The organism is Flavisolibacter ginsengiterrae DSM 18136 (assembly GCF_059568575.1).
On the sequence record NZ_JCANTR010000017.1, the window covers coordinates 1 to 21,786 of the forward strand.

19 protein-coding genes are annotated in these 21,786 nt (G+C 41.2%); 13 read left to right on the top strand and 6 right to left on the bottom strand.

Annotated features, from left to right (window positions below; all coding sequences use genetic code 11):
• Positions 1–1,065 precede the first annotated feature (1,065 nt).
• Positions 1,066–2,049, bottom strand: a complete 984-nt coding sequence (locus BP74_RS16045) for a GlxA family transcriptional regulator (RefSeq protein ID WP_496375487.1) — start codon at positions 2,047–2,049, stop codon at positions 1,066–1,068.
• A gap of 141 nt (positions 2,050–2,190) precedes the next feature.
• Here BP74_RS16045 and BP74_RS16050 point away from each other — a divergent pair, with 141 nt between their 5' ends.
• The 8 genes from BP74_RS16050 to BP74_RS16085 all read left to right on the top strand — a co-directional run bounded on the left by BP74_RS16050 (position 2,191) and on the right by BP74_RS16085 (position 9,683).
• On the top strand, positions 2,191–2,664 hold the full coding sequence (locus tag BP74_RS16050; RefSeq protein WP_496375489.1) for an SRPBCC family protein: 474 nt from the start codon (positions 2,191–2,193) through the stop codon (positions 2,662–2,664).
• Between the two features lie 10 nt (positions 2,665–2,674).
• Complete coding sequence (locus tag BP74_RS16055; RefSeq protein ID WP_496375491.1) at positions 2,675–3,052, top strand: SnoaL-like domain-containing protein; 378 nt, start codon at positions 2,675–2,677, stop codon at positions 3,050–3,052.
• Between the two features lie 156 nt (positions 3,053–3,208).
• Entirely contained in the window at positions 3,209–4,027 is an 819-nt protein-coding gene (locus BP74_RS16060) for a polysaccharide deacetylase family protein (protein ID WP_496375493.1), read from the top strand.
• A 177-nt stretch (positions 4,028–4,204) separates the two neighbouring features.
• A complete protein-coding gene (locus BP74_RS16065) occupies positions 4,205–4,912 on the top strand; it encodes a hypothetical protein (protein WP_496375495.1) in 708 nt (235 codons plus the stop codon).
• A 1-nt stretch (position 4,913) separates the two neighbouring features.
• Positions 4,914–6,527 (top strand): ORC-CDC6 family AAA ATPase, encoded by a 1,614-nt coding sequence (locus tag BP74_RS16070; RefSeq protein ID WP_496375497.1) that lies wholly within the window; start codon positions 4,914–4,916, stop codon positions 6,525–6,527.
• A 417-nt stretch (positions 6,528–6,944) separates the two neighbouring features.
• Positions 6,945–7,982 carry a restriction system modified-DNA reader domain-containing protein gene (locus tag BP74_RS16075; protein ID WP_496375499.1) on the top strand — a complete coding sequence of 346 codons (1,038 nt, stop codon included), beginning with the start codon at positions 6,945–6,947 and terminating at the stop codon, positions 7,980–7,982.
• A 296-nt stretch (positions 7,983–8,278) separates the two neighbouring features.
• On the top strand, positions 8,279–9,040 hold the full coding sequence (locus BP74_RS16080; protein ID WP_496375501.1) for a prolipoprotein diacylglyceryl transferase: 762 nt from the start codon (positions 8,279–8,281) through the stop codon (positions 9,038–9,040).
• Complete coding sequence (locus tag BP74_RS16085; protein ID WP_496375503.1) at positions 9,012–9,683, top strand: radical SAM protein; 672 nt, start codon at positions 9,012–9,014, stop codon at positions 9,681–9,683. Before BP74_RS16080 ends, BP74_RS16085 begins: the two co-directional genes overlap by 29 nt.
• Before the next feature lie 1,463 nt (positions 9,684–11,146).
• On the opposite strand, the gene BP74_RS16090 is transcribed toward BP74_RS16085, so the two are convergent.
• Positions 11,147–12,502, bottom strand: a complete 1,356-nt coding sequence (locus BP74_RS16090) for a hypothetical protein (RefSeq protein WP_496375505.1) — start codon at positions 12,500–12,502, stop codon at positions 11,147–11,149.
• 211 nt (positions 12,503–12,713) lie between these two features.
• Between BP74_RS16090 and BP74_RS16095 the strand changes: the two genes are divergently transcribed.
• The 4 genes from BP74_RS16095 (at position 12,714) to BP74_RS16110 (ending at position 15,947) form a co-directional block, all read left to right on the top strand.
• Positions 12,714–13,769 carry a sensor histidine kinase gene (locus BP74_RS16095; protein WP_496375507.1) on the top strand — a complete coding sequence of 352 codons (1,056 nt, stop codon included), beginning with the start codon at positions 12,714–12,716 and terminating at the stop codon, positions 13,767–13,769.
• On the top strand, positions 13,762–14,454 hold the full coding sequence (locus tag BP74_RS16100; protein WP_496375509.1) for a LytR/AlgR family response regulator transcription factor: 693 nt from the start codon (positions 13,762–13,764) through the stop codon (positions 14,452–14,454). The genes BP74_RS16095 and BP74_RS16100 overlap by 8 nt, the downstream gene beginning before the upstream one ends.
• A gap of 208 nt (positions 14,455–14,662) precedes the next feature.
• Positions 14,663–15,085 carry a hypothetical protein gene (locus BP74_RS16105; RefSeq protein ID WP_496375511.1) on the top strand — a complete coding sequence of 141 codons (423 nt, stop codon included), beginning with the start codon at positions 14,663–14,665 and terminating at the stop codon, positions 15,083–15,085.
• Positions 15,086–15,398: 313 nt separating this feature from the next.
• On the top strand, positions 15,399–15,947 hold the full coding sequence (locus tag BP74_RS16110) for a dihydrofolate reductase family protein (protein WP_496375513.1): 549 nt from the start codon (positions 15,399–15,401) through the stop codon (positions 15,945–15,947).
• Between the two features lie 1,189 nt (positions 15,948–17,136).
• Here BP74_RS16110 and BP74_RS16115 read toward each other — a convergent pair.
• Together BP74_RS16115 and BP74_RS16120 are read right to left on the bottom strand one after the other, a co-directional pair.
• On the bottom strand, positions 17,137–17,916 hold the full coding sequence (locus BP74_RS16115) for an alpha/beta fold hydrolase (RefSeq protein ID WP_496375515.1): 780 nt from the start codon (positions 17,914–17,916) through the stop codon (positions 17,137–17,139).
• Between the two features lie 500 nt (positions 17,917–18,416).
• Complete coding sequence (locus BP74_RS16120; protein WP_496375517.1) at positions 18,417–19,019, bottom strand: hypothetical protein; 603 nt, start codon at positions 19,017–19,019, stop codon at positions 18,417–18,419.
• 675 nt (positions 19,020–19,694) lie between these two features.
• Here BP74_RS16120 and BP74_RS16125 point away from each other — a divergent pair.
• Positions 19,695–19,880 carry a hypothetical protein gene (locus BP74_RS16125; RefSeq protein WP_496375519.1) on the top strand — a complete coding sequence of 62 codons (186 nt, stop codon included), beginning with the start codon at positions 19,695–19,697 and terminating at the stop codon, positions 19,878–19,880.
• A 12-nt stretch (positions 19,881–19,892) separates the two neighbouring features.
• Here the strand turns inward: BP74_RS16125 and BP74_RS16130 are convergent, their stop codons facing one another.
• Together BP74_RS16130 and BP74_RS16135 are read right to left on the bottom strand one after the other, a co-directional pair.
• Complete coding sequence (locus tag BP74_RS16130; protein ID WP_496375521.1) at positions 19,893–20,615, bottom strand: LytR/AlgR family response regulator transcription factor; 723 nt, start codon at positions 20,613–20,615, stop codon at positions 19,893–19,895.
• Complete coding sequence (locus BP74_RS16135; protein WP_496375523.1) at positions 20,612–21,682, bottom strand: sensor histidine kinase; 1,071 nt, start codon at positions 21,680–21,682, stop codon at positions 20,612–20,614. Before BP74_RS16135 ends, BP74_RS16130 begins: the two co-directional genes overlap by 4 nt.
• Positions 21,683–21,786 lie beyond the last annotated feature (104 nt).

Consider the following 21,786-nt stretch of genomic DNA (forward strand, 5'->3'; position numbering starts at 1 on the left):
CATTTTATGAAAATGGAGTTGGGGAATATAATATAGTACACGTAAACGATGCTTTGGCTGGAAAATACCCGGGGTCTCCCCTAACACATTGCCTTTCAGGGAAGACCCCGGGTGGACAGTGAAAAAGAATGCAGAACAGAAAAACTCATCCTGCAAAAGCTAAATTACATGCATCAGAATCCATGTGTGGAGCGGTTGGGGTTTATGCAAGAATACCTAATGTCCGCCCGGGGTCTTCTCTCATAGCTTTTGTGCGCCAGCCAGAGAGACCCCGGGGATTTAATTTGAACAGTATCTTGGAAAACTCCCGGGGTCACCCCTTACACAATGCCTTGCAGGGAAGACCCCGGGCGCACAGTGAAGCAAGTGGAAGAACAGAACCGATGAGTCCCGCGGGAGAGATTGAAAATGCAAGCTTCTACTGCGGTGACTCATCGGGGAAGAGGTGCACGTAAACGATGCTTTGTCTGGAAAATACCCGGGGTCTCCTCTTACACATTGCCTGGCAGGGAAGACCCCGGGTGGACAGTGAAAAAGAATGCAGAACAGAAAAATTCATCCTGCAAAAGCTAAATTACATGCATCAGAATCCATGTGAGGAGCGGTTGGGGTTTATGCAAGAATACCTAATGTCCGCCCGGGGCCTTCTCTCATAGCTTTTGTGCGCCAGCCAGAGAGACCCCGGGAATTAATTTGAACAGTATCTTGGAAAACTCCCGGTGTCTCCCCTTACACAATGCCTTGCAGGAAAGACCCCGGGCGCACACTAAAGTAAGTGGAAGAACAGAACCGATGAGTCCCGCGGGAGAGATTGAAAATGCATGCTTCTACTGCGGTGACTCATCGGGGAAGATATCTGGAAAATACCCGGGGTCTACCCTAACACATTGCCTGGAAGGGAAGACCCCGGGGGAACAGTAGAGATTGAAAATGCAAGATTCCAATGCGGTGACTCATCGGGCAAGCTATCTGGAAAATTCCCGGGGTCTCCCTTAACACAATGCCTGGCAGGGAAGACCCCGGGCGGACAATGAAACTGGTTTACGAAGAATAGATCGAACATCATCAAACCACCGCCTCTTTATTATACCTCCTCCTGTATTCCAATGGAGACATCCCGGTTACTTTTCTAAACACCTCGCGAAATGCTTTCACATCCGAATAGCCCACTTCATACATCACTTCATTGATCGTCTTGCGGCTTGTCTCCAGCGCTTTCTTTGCCGATTCTATTTTCACCCTTTGTAAATATTCCACCGGCGTATTACCGGTGGCCTTGATAAACCTGCGGTCAAAATTGCGCCGGCCCACAGCAAACCTTGCAGATAAATGCTCTACGGATATCTTTTCCTGCATATTGCTTTCAATATAGGCCTGGGCCTCTTTCACCATTTCATCTCCATGCTGCTTCTGCCCTGTAAATATGGTAAATGCCGATTGACTTTCCCGGTCCATCTCTATCTGGAAAACCTTGGAACAATAGATCGCTGTTGGCCTGTCAAAATATTTCTCTACCAGGTAGATCACCAGGTTCAGAAAGGAGTAGGCGCCGCCGTTAGTATAGATCCCGTTTTCATCCGTGATCAGCCTGTCAGCCTGTAGATCCACCTTGGGAAACAGTGTTCTGAAAGTATCGGCTGCAGCCCAGTGCGTAGAACATGTCCTTCCATCCAGCAAGCCCGATGAGGCCAGCAAAAACGCACCCGTACAAATGCTGGCTATCTCTGCTCCGTTCTTATACTGTTGTTCTATCCATTCAATGAGTTGACCATTTGCCTGCACCGCCTTTTCATAATTATGATTTAAGGAAGGAATGATGATAAGATCAGTATTAGAAATATCCGAGACCTGCTTATTTGGCGTCACGGTAAACAAACCACTATAGAAGTCTACCTTGGTGGATATGCCTGCCAGGTCAATGGTAAACAGTTCATTCCTGCCCGATTGCTTCCAGTAAGCATTAGCCCTGGTAAATATCTTGTACGCCCCCACAATGCTGCTTAGATTGTTGCCATCCCCATCAGGAACAACAATGGTCAAATGTTTCATACTCCCTGTTTTCAATGATTAAAGGTAACCATACTCCCTGTCCATATCAACCCATGAGAATGTCCATTTAACACCCCGCATTGCCCATATTTAGACAATAGCTTTGTTGTCTTCCTTTTTCTTCACTTAAATAATAATGAAATGAATACACCCGATTTAAGTTTTACGCTGCTGGTTGACCAATCTCCGGAGGTAGCCTATAACGCTATCAGGAACGTTCGGGGATGGTGGTCTGAAAACATCGAAGGCGACACAGAGCAATTAAATGATGAATTCATCTACCGCTACAAGGACATGCACTATTCCAAACAAAGATTGGTGGAACTGGTCCCCAACCAAAAGATCGTTTGGCTGGTAATAGAGAGCCAGTTGTATTTTTTGCAACACAAAGAAGAGTGGACGGGCACCCGTATTAGTTTTGCAATTTCAAGGCAGGGAGATAAAACCCAGGTCCAGTTCACACATATCGGGCTTGTTCCCGGGGTGGAGTGTTACAATGCCTGCCAGAAAGGTTGGAGCCAGTATGTGCAGCAAAGCCTGTTAAGCCTGATCACCACAGGCCAGGGAGCGCCCGACAAAAAGCAAAACGAGAAGGCCGAAGCCATCAATAATTAAATCAATCAAAATGGAAAACGATACAACAACAATGACCACGCAGGAAGTCGCAGCAAGATTCAATGAGCTGGCCAGCCAGGAAAAATGGTTCGAGATACAGGACGAATTATTTGCTGATCATGTGAGAAGCATAGAACCTTCCACAGCTAAATACCTGCACAATGCGGAAGGCAAGGCGGCCGTTCGCAAAAAAGGTGAGGACTGGGTGAAATTGATCGAAGCTTTTCATGGCGGTCACACCACTGAACCCGTGGTAGGTGGAAATTTTTTCGCGGTAGGCCGGGTAGCAGATATTACCGTGAAAGGCATTGGCAGAATGAAAATGGACCAGGTAATGCTCTATGAAGTGCAGGACGGGCAGATCGTTTTGGAGCAATTCTTTTATTGAGTAAAATGTTCTTGAAACCAGGTTCATTGAAGCTGTTGAAAAATGTAACCTGTTCCAAATAAATTGCCGGTGTGCTTTACTTACCGGCAATTTGTTTGAAGCATCCATAATTAGTTTCGTAAATTATGCAGCTGGATTTCTCAACCAGCACTTGAAATGAATTATAAACAAGTATTGCTCCTGTTGTTATTACCTGTTTTGTACCTGTCAGCATCCGCGCAAACAAAAAAGACAAACAATTTTCATAAAGCTATCATCTGCCTAACCTATGATGATGGATTGGAATCACAGCTGACAACTGTGATTCCACAACTTGACAGCCTGGGCCTGAAAGCAACATTCTTCCTCAATGCTATCCAGGGTTCCTCGCCATCTGATAAAATCGGGCAAACGCCTGAAGCAGTTTTGGGCTGGACCAATGCGGCAAAGCATGGCCATGAACTGGGCAACCATACATTGTTTCATCCCTGTCCCAAAAACCTGGGTTGGGATAGCACCATTTCCATTGAAAATTACACCATCGACAGGATCTTAAAGGAGATCAGCACCCAGAACACCCTTCTTTCCCTGCTCGATCCAAAAGGAAAGAAACGCTCCTTCGCTTTTCCCTGCAACAATACTTTGATCCAGGGCCATGATTATGTAAAGCTCGTTCACGACAAAGGCCTGGTCAGCTTTGCCAGGGGAGGTGGTGACAGCAATAGCGTGATTACGGATTTTAAACACCTGGATCCATTGAATGTTCCTTCCTGGCATGTATGGACAGAAACAACCCTCAATCAATTAATCGCCTTCGCGGAAAAAGTCAAAAAGAGCCATGGCATGGGTGTGTACCAGCTTCATGGTGTAGGCAGCCAGATCTTCAAGATCTCATCTGACACACACAGGGCCTTCCTTCAATATTTAAAAGCTCACCCCGATGATTATTGGGTAACTACTTTCTCTGAGGCCATGGACTTTGTTATAAAGCAATAGTTCTTTTTTGTTCATTATTCAAATCTGCGCTGACACATGCCTGTTTTATATTATTAATGTTTATTTTGTTAGCGGAGTATACTGATTTGAAGAACTAATTTAATAAGAACTATAAAACATTCGCAAATGTTCACGTTAGGAATAATTTTTTTGACACTAAACTCTCTATAGGAATAAATGGATATTAAACAATATTTTGATAAAATAAATGATGAATCGCAACAAATATTTTCTTACACTACATCCACCTATGGTGAAAACTTGGGTCAGACTCATCACTTATCTACGTGCATATTCGAATTCTCAGAATACCTTTTTGATAGTAACGAGAAAACACTATTAAATACAGTTTCAGCGCAAATAGAATCTGCTGCCTTAAATCTAACCTTAGGCCTATATAGACAGTCGTTTTCAGCACTGCGTTTAGCTTTTGAAATGGCTTTAGGCACAGCCTATTTTTCGATAGACAAATTGGAACACTACGAATGGTTGAAGGGAAAGGCTGATATTAAATGGGCAAAACTTATAGATAAGGATAGTGGGGTTTTGTCAACAAGATTTACCGTTGCATTCTTTGAAGAACTAACATCTTTGACTAATGGCTATAATGAAAGAGCCTCTCAAGTATATCGTTCGTTGTCGGAATTCGTCCATGGCAATAATGAAACCTGGTCAAAAAGTGGCATTCAATTAAAGGTAAATGATGAATTAATAAAGGAATTTTTTTTCTTGTCTAAAGAAATTGCAGAAATAATTCTATTTGTATTGTCATGTAGATATCTAAAATCAATCTCTCAAAAAGAAAGGGAAACTATGGAATTTCTTTCATCCCATTTGACTCATATCGAGCCAATTAGAATTTTATTTGGAGGACCTAAAGAATAATATGTCAAATTTTTACCTTAGAACAGAAAGCATTAAGCAGGAAGATATTTTAGGCCTTTCTGTAATTAATGAAAATGATAAAGACATCATTTCAGCTCTTATTTCTCCAGAACCATGCTTACTTGAAGGCTCACGAGGAACTGGTAAATCTTTTCTAATGAGGGTTGCTGAATTAAAAATAGAAAAGGAAAGAAAAACTTGTGTAGCAGTATTTGTCTCTTTTAATATTAGCTCGCTAATTAATACCTCGGATACGCTTCAGTTTTATCATTGGATGCTTGCGAAAACTCTTAAAGCATTATTAAATACGCTAAGGAAAAAAGGATTAATAGTTTCAAAACATTCGGCCAGTCTATTAAGTAATGATGAGAGTGAAAACGAGGACGATATCGAAAGAGATTTAAAGGATATAGTGAAGGCATTCGAAAATTCTTATAAAGGTGGCACTAACATTACCTTAGAAACATTACCGGATATAGAAGATGTAAAAGATGCAATAGAAAGCATTTGCAAGGATAATAATTTGGAAAGGATTTATTTCTTTTTTGATGAGGCCGCCCATGTTTTTAGACCTGAACAACAAAGACAATTTTTTAGTCTTTATAAGGATTTAAGGTCTCCGTACATTACTTGCAATGCAGCTATCTATCCGGGAGTAACATATTTTGGGGAATCCTTTGAACCTATTCATGATTGTATTTTTAAAAAATTAGATAGAAATATAAAAGACGCAGATTATATTGAATATTTTAAAAATATAGTTCTTAAGCAAGCGGAAACTGGAGTTAAAGAAGCTATTAACAATAACATCACTCTTTTTATAACCTTGGCGCTTTCTTGTGGTGGAAATCCTAGGATTTTGCTAAAGACGATACAGGATTTGCAAAAATTTAATTCCCAATCTGTTAATCAACTAACCAAAGAGTTTTATAGAGGACAAATATGGGCGGAACACACAGAATTAGGTGAAAAATATAAAGGGCATAAAATTCTCATAGATTGGGGAAGAGACTTTTTAGAAAATACTGTCATCCCTGCAATAGAAAAATATAATAGTTCCAGAAAGGAAAAGGACATTAAAGAGTCTACTATTTATTTTTGGATACACAAAGATGCACCAGAAACTGTTAAAGAGTCACTTAGGCTATTAACTTATACAGGTGTTATTCGAAAGGTGGATTCTAGTGTCAGAGCTACAAGGGCAGAATTGGGAAATCGCTATGAAGTAAAATATGGTTGCATAATTGCGCTACAAAGTAATCCCGCTTCAGAATCTGAATCCTTTTATAACGCTTTATCACTGAAAAAATTTCCAGAATTTGGCAAAAATCATTTGGCATATAGCTCTATTACAGAACTAACAGACACAGTTGAGGACGAGAGTAATTTTAAGGAATCATTGGAAAATATGCTTGGCAAGCCAATTTCGGTTTTACAACTTTTGACTACATGGCAAAAGGAAAAATTAAATGAAGCAGGCATAATAACATTAGAAGACTTGCATGCAAATACAGAAACAGACTTAATTGAAAAAATTTACAATGTTGGGCCAGTACGTGCTCGTTTGATAAAAAATGCGGCGAATGCGGAACTTTTAGAATATTTATCAGGATAGCTCTCGGCATAAAACTACCGACGACGTTGCATTTTACATAAAGAGTTGGCTGGTAGTTTAATGCCCGCCCCGTGCCTTTTCAAATAGCTTTAGTAAGCAAGTCAGAGAGAACCCGGAATTTAATTTGAGCAGTATCTTATAAAACTCCCGGAGTTTCCCCCTAAAACAAACAAGCCAGGGAAAACCCCAGGTAGGCTGATAATTATTGGATATCTACTTTTTCAGAGGCCATGGACTTTGTTTCCAAACAATAGTCCTTTTTTGTTCATTTTTAAAATTCTGGCTGACACATGCCTGTTTTATATCATTTATGTTTATTTTGTTTGAGGAGAGTATTATTTTATAGAATTGCTTAAATAAGTACTACAAAACATTTGCAAATATTCTCGTTGTGTGTCATGCTAACACCAAACCATCATGCTTATATCTAACGACAAAAAATTCATAAAGTCACCATTTGACAACGAAAGTGAACTTGAAAGAGTTGTTACCAGCAACTATGAATACCTGTTCGGACCTGACAGCTTTTATTTACCAAAGACCAAAATCAAGACTGGTGACGGCGTAGGAACCATCCCTGACGGTTTTGCTATTGACATCCGACAACGGAAATGGTATATCGTTGAAGCTGAACTTGGCCACCATGATGTATGGAACCACATTGCAAAGCAAATTTCAAAGCAAATCGTAGCATCTCTTCAATCACAAACGAAAAGAGACTTAGAAGACGTTTCAGTTAACTTATACAGTCAAGATGATGATCTGAAAGAGAAGTTCACTAATTTAGGTATTGCTTCTGTTGACATTAGAAAGGTTATCAGAGACATTTTAGAAACTGATCCAATAATCGGTATTCCTATTGATCATATACCGAGCGACTTAAAAGATTGGGCAAGGCAACAGCGGCACAACGTAAAACTTTGGATAGTCAGCAAATTCATAGAGTTTAACAATGCGACTAATGTTATTTATGAATTTCCTGAAGAGTTTAAACCTGTCATTGACACTGAAGAAGAAAGTCAACCGGCATCTGCAAATACAGAAATTACTCGCTATGACATTGAATTAATTGATCTATTAAATGCAGGTATTTTGCAAATTAATGATAGGTTGACAATGACATATAAACCCAGAAATGGAGAACAAAAAACTTATGAAGCCATCGTAATGGCTGACGGTTCTTTAGAAGTACTGGCACAAAACTTTAGTAGTCCAAGTTACGCTGCCCTTGCAGGTATTCACAATGCAGGTAGCGACAGACAAACAGTAAATGGCTGGACATCCTGGAAGAATTTAAACGGCAGGACACTTGCTGAATTAAGAGAGCAACTTTTGAATACAGCATCAAGTGACAACAGCACGAACACACGACATCGGATTGGCGTTATAGCGGGGCGACCAAACGCAACATCAACTACTGAAACTTTGCTCAACAACAGTTCCAAACTGGACTGAATGCATTTGAGAAGTAATAATAAAAATTGATCTGATGTCTGCCCTGTTATCCGTAGTGTTCGCAGAATACATTAAATAAGATTCGAAACGCTGTCCAGTTATCCGTAGTGTTCTTAGGAAACATTAAATAAGGAATGAATCGTTGTCCTTTGTTTGGAACTAAGGACAGTTCGTTTTTGATATCCTCTCGGATTTTTCTATTTATCTTTTGTCGGCAAGGCATATAATCCCGGGTAATTTGAAAAGTATCTCGGGGAAGTCACTGGGAGGATCGTAAAATTATAAACCTCTATATATTGACAATACCATTTGAGCCAACTGTTTTCGGAATTAAAGTTAACATTCACCTGGTCTTTGAATACCTGGCGTTCTTTGTAGCCTTCAGGTATTATGTGATGTTGCGTAAGCATACTATTGATCATATATCGAATAGAAACAGACTTTCAATAATACTAGGGGCAACTGTCGGAGCTTTTGTTGGCTCAAGACTAATGGGATTTTTAGAAAATCCAATGGTAACACTTAACATCAACAATGTAGTTCAATTACTTAATACAAAATCTATAATGGGTGGACTCTTTGGTGGATTGATTGGCGTTGAAGCTGCAAAAAAAATAATCAAAGAACCTTATTCATCAGGAGACCTGTTTACTTTCCCAATTATAGTCGGGATATTTATTGGCCGCATTGGTTGTTTTTTGAGTGGTACCAATGAATTCACTTACGGGATAGAAACAAATTTCATTACCGGTATGAACCTGGGAGATGGTTTGCTGAGGCATCCTACCTCTCTATATGAAATTGTGTACTTGGTGATACTTTTTACCTTTTTAAAAAGCTTTACAACATATACCAATAAAGAAAGTGGTTTACTGTTCAAGGTTTTTATGATATTATACTTTGGCTTTCGTTTCTTTATTGAGTTTATGAAACCCAATGTATTTTATGTGCTGGGTTTAAGTAGTATTCAATGGCTTTGTATAACATGCTGGATTTATTATTTACCTACATTAAAGAAGATAACCAATAATGCCTACCAGAAAGTATACCTATTATGACTTCACCATTAGTTTATGTCCTGAATGCTTAAAGCGGATTGATGCTAAAATTGTATTTGAAAACGGCAACGTTTACATGTTAAAAAGGTGCCCTGAACATGGCAATTCCAAAGTATTAATAGCTGACGATATAGAGTATTATAAAAACATCAGGAACTATAATAAGCCCTCTGAGACTCCCTACACGTTTAACACAAAAACACATTATGGCTGCCCATATGACTGCGGACTGTGCCCTGACCATGAACAACACTCATGCCTTACCATTATTGAGATTACAGACCGTTGTAATCTAACCTGCCCAACTTGTTATGCTGGCTCTTCCCCATCACATGGGCGACATAGAACATTGGAGGAAGTAAAAGCTATGTTAGATACCATTGTTGAAAATGAAAAGGAGCCTGACGTAGTTCAAATTAGTGGAGGCGAACCAACGCTTCACCCGCAATTTTTTGATATTCTTGACTATGCAAAGACCTTACCCATAAAACACATTATGGTGAACACAAATGGTCTTGAAATCGCCAGGGATTTTGAATTTGCCAAACGTTTAAAAAGTTATTCTCCGGACTTTGAGATTTATTTACAATTTGATTCCTTTAAGGAAGAAACATTCAGGAGAGAAAAAGAGTTGATTGTTTAAGGCCCAGGCGTGTAGTTAAAGAAATTGAACTTCCATCTGGATGCAGCTTTTTACTTGTTCTCTAAAGTTAGAAAAATCACCTTTAGCACGTGTTCGATATGCAGACTGTCTACTTTCCCCCTTTGCAAAGGGGGACTGCGGTCACTCCGCATATTGTAAACTTGCCAAAGGGGGATTTTGTTCAATGAATAACGTTGTTAGTCATACGTAAAAAGAATAGATACGACAGTGAATGCTCTCGTAAGTTTAAAATATTGACTCCCCACCAGGGGTCTACCCTTTTCAGCTTTGTGCGTTAGCCAGGGGGACCCCGGGTGATTCATGAACGCCTGCATTATTTAATAGTTCTCTTCGAAGATTATACTGACTGCAATTGACTACAGTTTGGCGCTGTCATTCCGCCATTGGCGGAATCTGTGGTAAAAGCATAAGCAGCCTTAAACTATTTAAGCCTCAGCGACCTAAAACCAATAAAAGGAAAACGTTACAAATCTATGCATGCGTAAAAGTTCCTATAAAGTATCGACGCCGCTTTAATGCAGTTCAAAGATCCTTCGTTCATCAGGATGACAAATGACCAGGGTTTCTTTGTTGCAGTCAGATCTCACTTCAAATGTTTTTGCATTGATATCGTTAAACAGATTAGGTAAAAGTAAAAATGTATGTCGACGTTTAACTGCCAACTTAACCGTTAATAATATATTTTGAAATCCTTTCCAGTTACATAAAATATAATCAGTGCTATAAGCACATATCCCATCATGCTCAATATTATATAAGCAAAGTGTCTTAAAATCTGCTTACGATATATTTTGCCATTGGCAGTTTTGGTTGAAAATATTTCGTCGCCATGCTTAATGACAATCCTGTTTATTGCAATTACACCTGAGAAAAGGATGATGACAACAATAATAAAAAGGAATATTAGGAAAGCATAAGTCAATGTCAACTTTTATATTTTGTGTTTTTTAGCAATTTCTAGAACAAATATGTTTGAAACTGGAAGCTTATATCAATCAGCCAAAATAAATACCTTTCTTCATAATAAATATATTTAACTAAGGATCATTAAAAGATGCAACGAAACACCAGGCGTACCTACGGCACGCTGTTCTTTTTGTTCTACCATGCACTACCGACCAGTTGTCCCTACGGGACATTGAGAAAACGCTTTACTTATACCACATATTCCAACGAATGAGCATCAAACCTTAACCTTGTCCCGTAGGGACATTTCGTGGGTAGATCAGAAAGATGCGCAATGATTAGCGTGCCGTAGGTACGCCTTGTGAGTTTTCGGTCAATTATAAGATGGTTATACATATTTGAATATGGTGGTACAGTAAGAAGGGGCATCAATACACCTACAAACAAAATGAAATCAATCTTATCCCGCGAGCCTGATTCTGTAAAGAATATTGGCTCGCGGGGCAACAATGCTCCCAATCAAAACAAATAATATCTTACCTCGCCTTAGCCATCCTTTGATTGTCTTTCAATTGAAGCAAGGGCACCACATTCTCAACACCATCCCTTTTTAATTTCTGAATCATAGCATTTGCAACCTTCCTACCCAGCTCCAGGCCTACTTCGTTATCTGTCCGGAAATGAATGCCTCCCTGGAAACGTGACTCTGCTGCGTCTTTTGCCTTCTTCTGAAAATACGCTTCCTCTGCCGGGAAGAAATACGAATACAATGTTGCCTGCATGCCACTTAATACGGCATGACCGGATGGATAACCCGGGAAGGGAGGCGTATATATCAGCACAGGATGAAAGGTAGTATCGTATTGATCCGGGCGGGTGCCCCAATAGGTATACTTGGCATCCCAGCAGGCCGTAAAAGCATCATACTGTCCAATGGCAGTAATGGCATACAACCTTGCTGCCGCCGGGGGATCCAGGTTCAGGTTGTACTCAAATATCTTTTTATTCAGTGCTTCAAACCAAAAGTCCTGGCTGGCCCAATAAAAGGCATTGGCCGTGGACCTGAAACCAGGCTTGAAAGCTTTCAGCTCCGCCATATCCTTTGCATAATCAGGCGGAGGACCGGGACGAAACTGGCTGCCACTATCCAGTACAACCGTTTTGCTTAAACCAGCTTGTGGCAGCATGGGCTTACCTTTCCATATGCCAGCACCTTCAGGCCTCTTTCCATTCCAGGGTATCTTGCAGGTAAAATCTTTGGTATGCTCTATTTCCTTTTCAGCAATACGCTTTCCCAGTTCAAAACCGGCACGCGTATCACTGGGCCAGGCAATGCCTGCATCAATACGAGATGTCATGGCCTGCTGTGCCATATGGTTCACTGAATCGGCCAGCGATGGAAAGAAATGAGCAATGATTGTGGCACCTACACCTGCCGCTACGGAGTATTCACAGGGATAGGAAGGACTTGAGGGCTTTACGCCAAAGAGTTTTACACGGTTATCAGCAACATACGGACGCGGACGCTGGTAGGCATACTTGGTATCCCATGCCGCTACGGTTGCATCATATATTCCCGTTCCCACCAGCATGTTGGCCAGCGCACCGTTGCCACTGGTATCGGTCATCCATAATTTATAGATCATCTCTTCCCAGCGAAAACCCGGGGAACCTGCATTCCAGAATAATACCTGCTGCAATGTTGCGGAATCCATATTCCGTTGTGAGGTAAGCACCAGGGTTATCTCCTGCTTACTGGAAACAGGTGGCGCCAAGCGGTATTCTTTTCCTGTTTGAATGAACCAGGTTTTCCAGTTGCCCGCATCTGTACTTTGAGCATGCAACATAATTACCGACAGTAATACGAATGTGAGAAGTAATGTCTTTTTCATATAACTAAGTATTTGATACAAGAATAATCCATTGGCCATAGCAGATTTGCCAGCTGTCAATGAACAACAGTTTCGTGTAAACAGACTACAGGAATTGGTTGTTTGATTGACCGTTGACTGTAATGGCTCGTTCATATACACCCAGGGTTATTCTGCAGATGCTGTAAGCTTGCGCGAAAGATTTGCCGATATTTATCATCTAATCAGCTGCATGAGTATATCGATAGATTTGAACCGCCTGAAGTTTTATATATGGGTGGGTGTAGCCTATTTCCTGTTGTGGCTGATCATCGATACTGCTAATACCAAGGCATCTTTTCTTCCCGTTTTTATAAATAGTGTCTGGCTGGCCATCTATTTAACATGGCTCAATTTCACCTTCTTTGAATATGTGCTGCCCTGGTTAAGAAAGAAAAGAAAATACCTTATCGTCACCATACTTCTCAGCATGGTAACTGTATGGATGCTTTTAATGTTTTGCACTGTGGGCTTATATGCCTGGAGGGGTATTGGCTTGCTGCTGCACCTGTACACGGCTTTGCAAACCTTTTCATCCATTGAAAAAGGAATGACCTTTTTCGCTCCGCATGGCATCTTCTCTGTTTTCTTTTTTGGACTGGTCAGGCATGCCTATAACTACACCAAACTCAAACAGGCTTCCCAACAACTGCTCATTGAAAAACAACAGGCCGAGTTGAATTACCTCAAGTCGCAAACAAACCCGCATTTCCTGTTCAATACCCTCAACAATATTTATTCACTGGCAAGGGATAAATCTGACCTGGCACCGGAATCCATCCTGCGCCTGTCCAAACTGCTCCGGTTCATGCTGTATGAAACCAGCGGAGATTATATTGCCATAGAGCAGGAATTAAAGATCATCAATGATTACATAGCCCTGGAAAAACTGCGGTATGATGAATCTCTGCGCATCAATTACAACTATGATGTGGAAGATATGAAACAGGCAGTGCCACCCCTGATCCTGGTACCACTGGTTGAAAACGCTTTCAAGCATGGTGTATCCGAAACAAGGGGATTGCCTTTTGTGGATATACATCTCGCTGTTAAGCAACGACAGTTATCTTTTATAGTAAAGAATTCGACGGAAGCAACAACAGCGGAAACCGGTATCAAAGAAAATATTGGCCTATCGAATCTCAGAAGACAACTGGAACTGCAGTATAAAGATTACCAACTCTCAGTCCAACACCAGGATTCCATGTTTATTGCTACCTTAAATATAAACCTGGGCAGCCATGTCTAAGATCAAATGCATCATTATAGAAGATGAGCCGCTGGCAGTAAAAGTTTTGGCAGATTATATCAGCCAGGTACCCTTCCTTGAATTAGGTGGAAGCTTTAAAGATGCCATACTGGCCACCGATTATTTACGTGATCACCAGGCAGATCTGATTTTCCTGGATATCCACCTGCCCAAGTTAAAAGGGATGGCCTTTCTAAAAACGCTCACCCATCCTCCTGCCATCATTATTACTACGGCCTATCATCAATATGCCGTTGAGGGATTTGAAATGAACGTCACTGATTATTTATTGAAACCCTTTGACTTTGAGCGCTTCCTGGTGGCGGTAACAAAAGTGAAAACGGCAAAGACTGCCATTCCTGTAAACGAAGAAGCTCAGGCAACAAAAGATCATCTTTTCCTGAATGTGCAAAAGAAAAAAGTAAAGGTCTTATTCCAGGATATCATCTATATAGAAAGCCAGCGCGAATACATCAAGATCGTCACTACAAAAGGCGAATACCTTTCTAAAATGAGCACCCACGAGATCGAAGACCTGCTACCTCCCAGCCAGTTCAAGCGTATTCACCGTTCCTATATTATTTCCCTCAGCAAGATCGACTCCTACACTGCGGAAGAAGTGGAAGTTAGCGGGATATCCATTCCTATCGGGAGGGGATACAGGGAGGGGATGGATTGGGGATGAGTCGGGAGTCTGTAGTCGGGAGTTGGAGAAGAACCAGGGAGACAGGGAGGTTCACAGAGGATTTTTGCCAACTTGCTTTATATTACTGTTTATTTTGTTGATAGAGAATATTGTTTTGTAAAGAAAATTGGAATATATACTACAATACATTCGTAAATATTCTCGGTGTGCGCAACCTGGTCGTATAGAATACATTCAACTTTAAGAAATGACTGACTTACCCTACTTGTTTCCCTTCTTTTTTATCGGCATGTTTGTTTTTGTCCTATTCTTTCTCTCTAAGAAGGGTTGGTCGGATTTGTCGAAGGAATACCAATTTGACAATTCGTTTAAAGGTAAACGTGTAGGCGTTATTTCAGCAGCTATAAATGGTGTAAACTACAACAACTGCCTCTTATTGAAGTATAACGATGAGGGTTTCTATTTACGGCCAGTTTTCATATTCCGCCTCTTTCACAAGCCCCTGTTCATCCCCTGGAAAGCAATCAGAGACATTCGAGACAAAAAAATCCTTTTTGTACAACTGAAAGAACTGGTGATTGGTGAGCCGACAATAGCTATTATGCAAATGCGAAAACCTGCGTTTTCTAAGATTGAGAGAATGGCAATTTCAAACGCACATACGAAATAGAGATACACACAATACATCCCAAAATACAGGCGAGTGCAAGTGCTCAGCAAATCAATTCTATTTAACTTTAAACCAACCATGAGAATGTAGATTCACAGAATACCTGTACTTCGGAAAGCCTAGCCACGTTATCGTTAGTCAACCGAACCTAGCGCTTTGTAAATATGGGACTGAGGCACTAATTTTCAGCAATCAACACAAATCAACAATAGTGCATAAGTGAGGCTGAAGTTTTTTTCAAATTCCCCATCTTCAAAAAGCGCTGAACCGTAAGCGGTCATTTAGGGAGATGCAAAAACATACTGACATTAATATGAAAAAGGTAATAGCTGCATTCAATATGACACTTGACGGGATTTGCGACCATACAGCAGGAATTGCTGATGAAGGACTACATCAACATTATACTGAACTGTTAGATAATGCAGGAGTTATTTTATATGGACGCACAACCTACCAGCTCATGCAATTTTGGCAAACCATATTGCAAAATCCTTCAGCTGAAAAATCAATGAACGACTTTGCCATTTCAATAGACAACATTCAAAAACTTGTTTTTTCTACCACACTAAAAGAAACAGGATGGCACAGCGCAGCACTTGCAAAAAGACCGCCTGACGAAGAAATTGTTGAACTCAAACAACAGGCGGGAAAGGACATTCTTGTAGGAAGCCGGAGTTTGATCATTCAACTTTTAAACAGCAATCTTATTGACGAATTTCAAATTTGTATTCATCCTGTCATAGAAGGAAAAGGGCTGCTTTTATTCGACCAAATCAAGGACAGGATTTTATTGAAACTCGTTAGGACAAAATTGCTAACCTCCGGTGCGATAGTTTTATATTATGAGCCGGGATCATAGAAAACTACAAACCACTAGCATTGCATTGTTTTGTTTGTTTGGCATTATACAAGCCAGTTTGTAGGACTTTGCAACCAGAAAATCCCCCTTCAGCATGTGTTTAATATGCAGACTGTCTCCTTTTCCCCCTTTGCAAAAGGGGACCTCAATCACTCCCCACATTCTAAGCTTGCCAAAGGGGGATTTTGTTCAACGGATAACGTCATTACCTATACGTACAAATGATGGCACGATGCAGAAGGCCGTAGTAAGTTTAAAATTACTGACACTCCACCAGGGGTCTACCCTCCCAGCTTTGTGCGTTAGGCAGGGGGACCCCGGGTGATTCTTTGAACGCCTGCATTAATAATAGTTCTCTCCGAAGATTATATTGACTGCAATCGGCCACAGTTTGTCGCTGTCATTCCGCCATTGGCGGAATCTGTGGTAAAAGCATAAGCAGCTTTAACTATTTAAGTCTCATCGACCTAAATCCCAATGGAAAAACGTTTTTAATCTATACATCCGTAATAGTTGCTATAAAGCATCGACGCCGCCTTAATGCAGTTCAAAGATCCCGCCTGCGGCGGGATGACAGAAAATCATTGTTTATGATATGCAGTCAGACCTCAATTCAAATGTTTAAGAATTGATACATTCAGCAAAATAGTTGCATGAATCTCGTCCATCGAATGAAGCACTGCCTGCAATCGCTTAGTTTTTCACCCTGCCTGTCCCGACAAATGCTGGGATCATCCTGAGAAACGAAGGATCTGTGGTAGAGGCATAGGCTACCATTGAGATAATAAAGCCTTTTCGCCCTGACATAATTAACGTAACACTTCTCATAGTGGATTATTTATCAGAAGAAAAAAATAAGTTCTGTTAGTGGAGAGCCCTGTAAGGGCTGTAATTTGGTAGAAGAAGGCATATGAAGCAGAAAGCAAAGCCCCAGCGGGGCGACATTTTCTTACCAGTAAATTCACAACAGGTATTTCCTCATAAGGTATTGAATAGATATTTGCGAATACGTGTTTGTCATTCGTTAATAAAATATCGCCCTTACAGGACTTAGTCCTTCAAAATTCAATGATCCTGCTACCAAAATACTGCCTCTCTGAGGCTTGGGCCAGGATATTATCTATCCGCACTAATTCTTCATTCCTGCATTCAGGATTTACATTTTACATCTGAATTATTGCTCCCTCACCTACTCTCCAAGAAACTCCCTAACCATCTCTACAAACAGCTCCGGCATTTTGCTGCCTTCTACAATGGAACATACTTCACCAATAAATGAACCATGTGTACCGGGAAGGATCATGAGTTGGGAATTGGGGATCAATCGTGACATTTGAACAGTATGCTCGGGTGTCATCACATCCCGGTCAGCAACTACCACCAGCGTGGGCGCCTGTATAGATCGCAATATGTCTTCGCTCCAGTCGGTAAAGGTGGCCATCCGGTTCCTGTCTTTCTCAAACATGTTTTGCAATCCCTTTGGATCATTGTTTATCTGCAGGTAGTGATCCTGTAATTGTTTTGGCATCACTTCCAGCGTAGCCTTTCCCATACCTTCAAAAAAACCCGGGACCATCCCTTCCCGTTTATAAAAAGCGGATATCACCACCAGTTTGTCCACCATTCCCGGCGACTTATGCGCCACCATCATGGCCGTATTGCCCCCATTGCTAAAGCCCATTATATACGCTTTGCTGATGCCCAGGTGTTGCAGAAGAGCTATCACATCTTCCGCATCCTGCTCAAAAGATTCAGGAGCATCCCGGTCACCACTATGTCCATGCGCCTGCAGGTCCATAGCTATTACTTTATAGTGCTTTGCCAGCAGAGGCAGCAGGGTACCAAAACTTGTATAGATAGACGATCCCCCGCCATGTACCAAAACCAGCGGAGTGCCTTCACCATGAACTTCATAATACATGTTGATGCCATTAACAGGCGCATACTTGCCTGCGTTGCTTTTTTCCATAACCTGGTTTGAGAAAGTAAATGTAAGAATGGGTTGAGAAGAAACATGTCAAAATGCAAAAGTAAAAATTAAAAAAATAGGCTTAATATCGTTTATCCTTTGCAGTTAATCCCAAGTTTCTAAATACTATAAGTGGACTACAATCGATCACCTTCTGCCCTTGTCATCCTGAGGCACGAAGGATCTGTGGTAAAATCATAGGAGACTATAGAAATATTTAAGTTTCTACGACCTAAATAATAAAAGATGTTGCGTTCCTATTTTATGTATGCACAACTATTACTACAAAGGAAATACAGCTCTTAATGCAGTTCAAAGATGCTTCGTGCTTCAGCATGACAAGCAATCTACTTTTATACGTTGCAGCCATATCTCAACTTAGGCCTGCATACAATTATACTCTTCAACCTAAAACAATTGTTTGACCTTAGGAATGTCTGCACCCAATAGTCCTGCCCAGACCTAAAGAACCAGAAACAAAAAACAAAAACCAGAAACGCTTAAACAGCATGTTTAAGGAGAAAAAGTGGTATCATATAATCCGGTGGAAAGTCTCCTTCAAACCTCACCTTCCAGTTATAGTCATTCATGTATAGTTCCATGAACTCCTTGTCTTCACCACTGAGTGGCGCCTGAACTTTAATATCCAGCTTGTTCTTTAGCTTCTTTGGCTTTTCAGGCTTTGGCTCTTTCAGCCTTTGATCCAGTTCCACTTCAAAGGAAGAGAGCAGCAGGGTAAACTGATCCCGGGTAAGGGAGATACGCTTTTGCTCTTCCAGGAAATGGTACAGGGCAGTAAACACATCCCCTTTAGACATTCCCTGCTTTAAACAAACAATGGCTATGGTCCTTACCTGTTTAAACAACTGCCTGTACCTTCTTTTAACCGGTACAAAGCGGTAGATGATGGAAGACATAATATTGCCCAGACCAAACCTCTCAGCGCTTCTGCGGCTTCCTTCAAAGGCAGGATCACTCCAGTAGCGCTTACTGCTTACACCCGGAAGCATTCTTACCAAAAATCCCCATTCCACATCCTTATAAAAGTTCACGTTATCATCCACTGTTCCTATTGCCTTGATATAACCTACTTGCTTAGCCATATGATATTGGTTTTAATTGTTACAACACAAAGATTACATCACCCGAAACACTCACTTTCCCGTTTGGGAACGTTCGGGCACGTTCGGGCACGAAATGGCATGAATTGGCACGTTTGGGAATGGAGTTGACAGGTTAACAGTGTATCGTCTTAAAAAAACCTTACAGATTATTAGATAGTCCTGACATTTGTTTACAGTAGTTTTTGTCAGTCCTGGTTTTAGTTTACATCCATTTTTGATACGGAAAGGCAATAGATGACTCCCTGTGTCCTCAATAATCCTTATTAATCTTATAAATCTTAGTTCTTCCATATAGCAAAAACCTATCAACCCCCTACCTACGGTATACTTAGTGCGTGATGATCACGCAGTATCTATACTGCAGATAGGGAGTAATTAGGGCGTAGCTATACTCCAGGCAGGGAATAGATAGTTGGCAGACAGCTACCAGGATGCGAGGAACCTTTGGTTATCTTTAAAGCACCATACCACACATAACTGTCAAAGGGAACGTTTAGCAAACATTTTCCGGCTATGTTACCAAATGGTAGTTTCTATGGAATCACCATAAGCTGGTAAAAGAAATGCAGATAGCTTTCACCTTTGTTTGCCGTTTACAGGCAGCAGATGTGGGAATGTTATTTGAATACCTACTACGCATTGAACCCAATGGTAATGAATGATTACCCACACTTTGATTTCACCTCATTAGAGAAAAAGGAACTGCACTGCGAGGAATGCGGCTGGAGCGGCAGGGGCTATGAAACCGACAAAGGTTTTGAATACCTTCCGGAAGCTATAGAGATCTATTGCCCCATTTGTGGAAACTTTTTTGGGGAAGTGCACCAACAGGAAGAATGAAGCCCCTGGGGTTTACTGAATCATTTTATGGCGGATGATCTCCATGAGATCTGCCTTGTAGCTATCACCGATAAGGATTCCGGCTGAAACACCTTCCAGCCTGACCATATTACCCTCAATGCCCGTGATACGGGAGATGGGTATGATAAAGGATTTATGCACCCGGATAAATAAAGGTGAAGGCAGCCTTTCTTCAATTTCTTTCATACTGGTATATACGAGGGTTTTTTGCCCACCACGGTAAATGGCCACGTAGTTCTTCATCCCTTCTATGTAATCAATATCGGAGAGGTTGATCTTCAGCAGCTTGCCCTTTGATTCTGTTTTGACAAAAATATAGTCATCCTCCGCGGCAACAGGAGATGCTGCCGTTTCTTCTTCACCCAGGTCTTTGACGGCCTTTTGAACAGCTGCCAGGAAGCGGGGAAGGCGGATAGGCTTCAACAGGTAGTCAACTACATCCAGCTCATAGCTCTCCAGGGCAAACTCGCTGTAGGCCGTTGTCAGTATCACCTTGGCCTTGCCGTTCAGGGCTTTGATAAAATCGATCCCTGAAAGTTCGGGCATTTGAATATCAAGGAATACCAGTTCGGCTTTTTGCGTGGTCACCAGTTGCAGGGCCTCAATAGGATTGGTGGTGCTGCCTACCAGGTTAAGCTGCGGTGTCTGCGACACGTAGTGCGTCAGGATGTCGATGGCATGTTGTTCATCGTCTACTATGAGGCAGTTGATCATAACTGGTTAATGGTTAGTTCCGTGGTGTATATTTCAACTTCGTCCTTTATCAGAAGCTGGTAATGGCTATTATATGCAAGGTCGAGACGTTTTCTGATATTATCTAATCCGATACCTGTTGATAGTTCCTTGGGTCCTGTTTTCTTCCTGTTCTGGCAATAAAAATACAGGCTGTCATGGTTGACTTTTAATTTGATCACGATAGGATGTTCGGCACTTTTGAGGTCACCGTGCTTAAATGCATTTTCTACCAGGGTAATCAAAATAAAGGGTATGATCTGGGCGCCGTTTACCACTCCTTCCACATCAAAATGGACCTTGAGGTTATTGCTGAAACGAAGCTGGTTGATCTTGATGACATTGCGCACATGTTCTATTTCGTCCTTCAAAGGCGCCTTGCCATCCTTTGCATTTCCCTCGCTCAGGGCATAACGCATAATATCGCTCAGGGTAAGTATGCCTTCAGAAAGTTCGGCAGAATAGGGCAATGACTTGGCGTACAGGAAATTCAGGGTGTTGTGCAGGAAATGGGGATTGATCTGGGCCTTCAGGAAATTGAAATTGGCCTGCGACTTTTCAATCTCCAGCTGCAGCTTCTGGGCCTCCAGCACCTTGTGTTGCTTTTGCTGATCACGCAGGTTGGTGAGGTAGGCAATCAGGAGTGACACTCCTATAAAGAAAATAGTATTGATGGAAACTCCAAAGACTACGAGAGCGGCATTCGCATCATTTTCGCCGGTGGATTCAGGGAAAAGGAAATGAGAAGAAATGTGGTAGGCAAAGCTGAAAAGAACAAGGATCACCGAAAATCGAACGAAGTGCAGCAGTTTCTTTTTGGCACTAATAAGGTGGTAATAATAATTGATGCTGGCATAATAAAAAACCGTGGCAAACAAAACACTAAGCACTGTTTTGACAGCTATCCTCCATGTAAAAATGGATGACAGCTTATTTGCCTCTTTGGGAATGAGAGAAACTGCAAGGATGCCAATCAGTCCAAAAACGGTATATAGACCGACCACTACCCAAAAGATCTTCCAGAAAGAATATCGTTTTGTAAACTTCATTTTTTTGATTTTCAAGAGGGGCAGGTCAGCTATTAAATTTCCACATTAAATTTTACATTTCATAAAAAGGTAAAAGGAGGCATGACCCTCCTTTACCTTTTTTA

Excerpts from the sequence above, each read along its gene's own strand:
- BP74_RS16110 (WP_496375513.1), top strand. The coding sequence starts at position 15,399 with ATGAAAAAGGTAATAGCTGCATTCAATATGACACTTGACGGGATTTGC.
- BP74_RS16135 (WP_496375523.1), bottom strand. The coding sequence starts at position 21,682 with ATGAAGTTTACAAAACGATATTCTTTCTGGAAGATCTTTTGGGTAGTG.
- BP74_RS16105 (WP_496375511.1), top strand. The coding sequence starts at position 14,663 with ATGACTGACTTACCCTACTTGTTTCCCTTCTTTTTTATCGGCATGTTT.
- BP74_RS16045 (WP_496375487.1), bottom strand. The coding sequence starts at position 2,049 with ATGAAACATTTGACCATTGTTGTTCCTGATGGGGATGGCAACAATCTA.
- BP74_RS16075 (WP_496375499.1), top strand. The coding sequence starts at position 6,945 with ATGCTTATATCTAACGACAAAAAATTCATAAAGTCACCATTTGACAAC.
- BP74_RS16120 (WP_496375517.1), bottom strand. The coding sequence starts at position 19,019 with ATGGCTAAGCAAGTAGGTTATATCAAGGCAATAGGAACAGTGGATGAT.
- BP74_RS16090 (WP_496375505.1), bottom strand. The coding sequence starts at position 12,502 with ATGAAAAAGACATTACTTCTCACATTCGTATTACTGTCGGTAATTATG.
- BP74_RS16070 (WP_496375497.1), top strand. The coding sequence starts at position 4,914 with ATGTCAAATTTTTACCTTAGAACAGAAAGCATTAAGCAGGAAGATATT.
- BP74_RS16065 (WP_496375495.1), top strand. The coding sequence starts at position 4,205 with ATGGATATTAAACAATATTTTGATAAAATAAATGATGAATCGCAACAA.
- BP74_RS16055 (WP_496375491.1), top strand. The coding sequence starts at position 2,675 with ATGGAAAACGATACAACAACAATGACCACGCAGGAAGTCGCAGCAAGA.
- BP74_RS16130 (WP_496375521.1), bottom strand. The coding sequence starts at position 20,615 with ATGATCAACTGCCTCATAGTAGACGATGAACAACATGCCATCGACATC.
- BP74_RS16085 (WP_496375503.1), top strand. The coding sequence starts at position 9,012 with ATGCCTACCAGAAAGTATACCTATTATGACTTCACCATTAGTTTATGT.
- BP74_RS16095 (WP_496375507.1), top strand. The coding sequence starts at position 12,714 with ATGAGTATATCGATAGATTTGAACCGCCTGAAGTTTTATATATGGGTG.
- BP74_RS16050 (WP_496375489.1), top strand. The coding sequence starts at position 2,191 with ATGAATACACCCGATTTAAGTTTTACGCTGCTGGTTGACCAATCTCCG.
- BP74_RS16100 (WP_496375509.1), top strand. The coding sequence starts at position 13,762 with ATGTCTAAGATCAAATGCATCATTATAGAAGATGAGCCGCTGGCAGTA.
- BP74_RS16125 (WP_496375519.1), top strand. The coding sequence starts at position 19,695 with ATGAATGATTACCCACACTTTGATTTCACCTCATTAGAGAAAAAGGAA.
- BP74_RS16060 (WP_496375493.1), top strand. The coding sequence starts at position 3,209 with ATGAATTATAAACAAGTATTGCTCCTGTTGTTATTACCTGTTTTGTAC.
- BP74_RS16115 (WP_496375515.1), bottom strand. The coding sequence starts at position 17,916 with ATGGAAAAAAGCAACGCAGGCAAGTATGCGCCTGTTAATGGCATCAAC.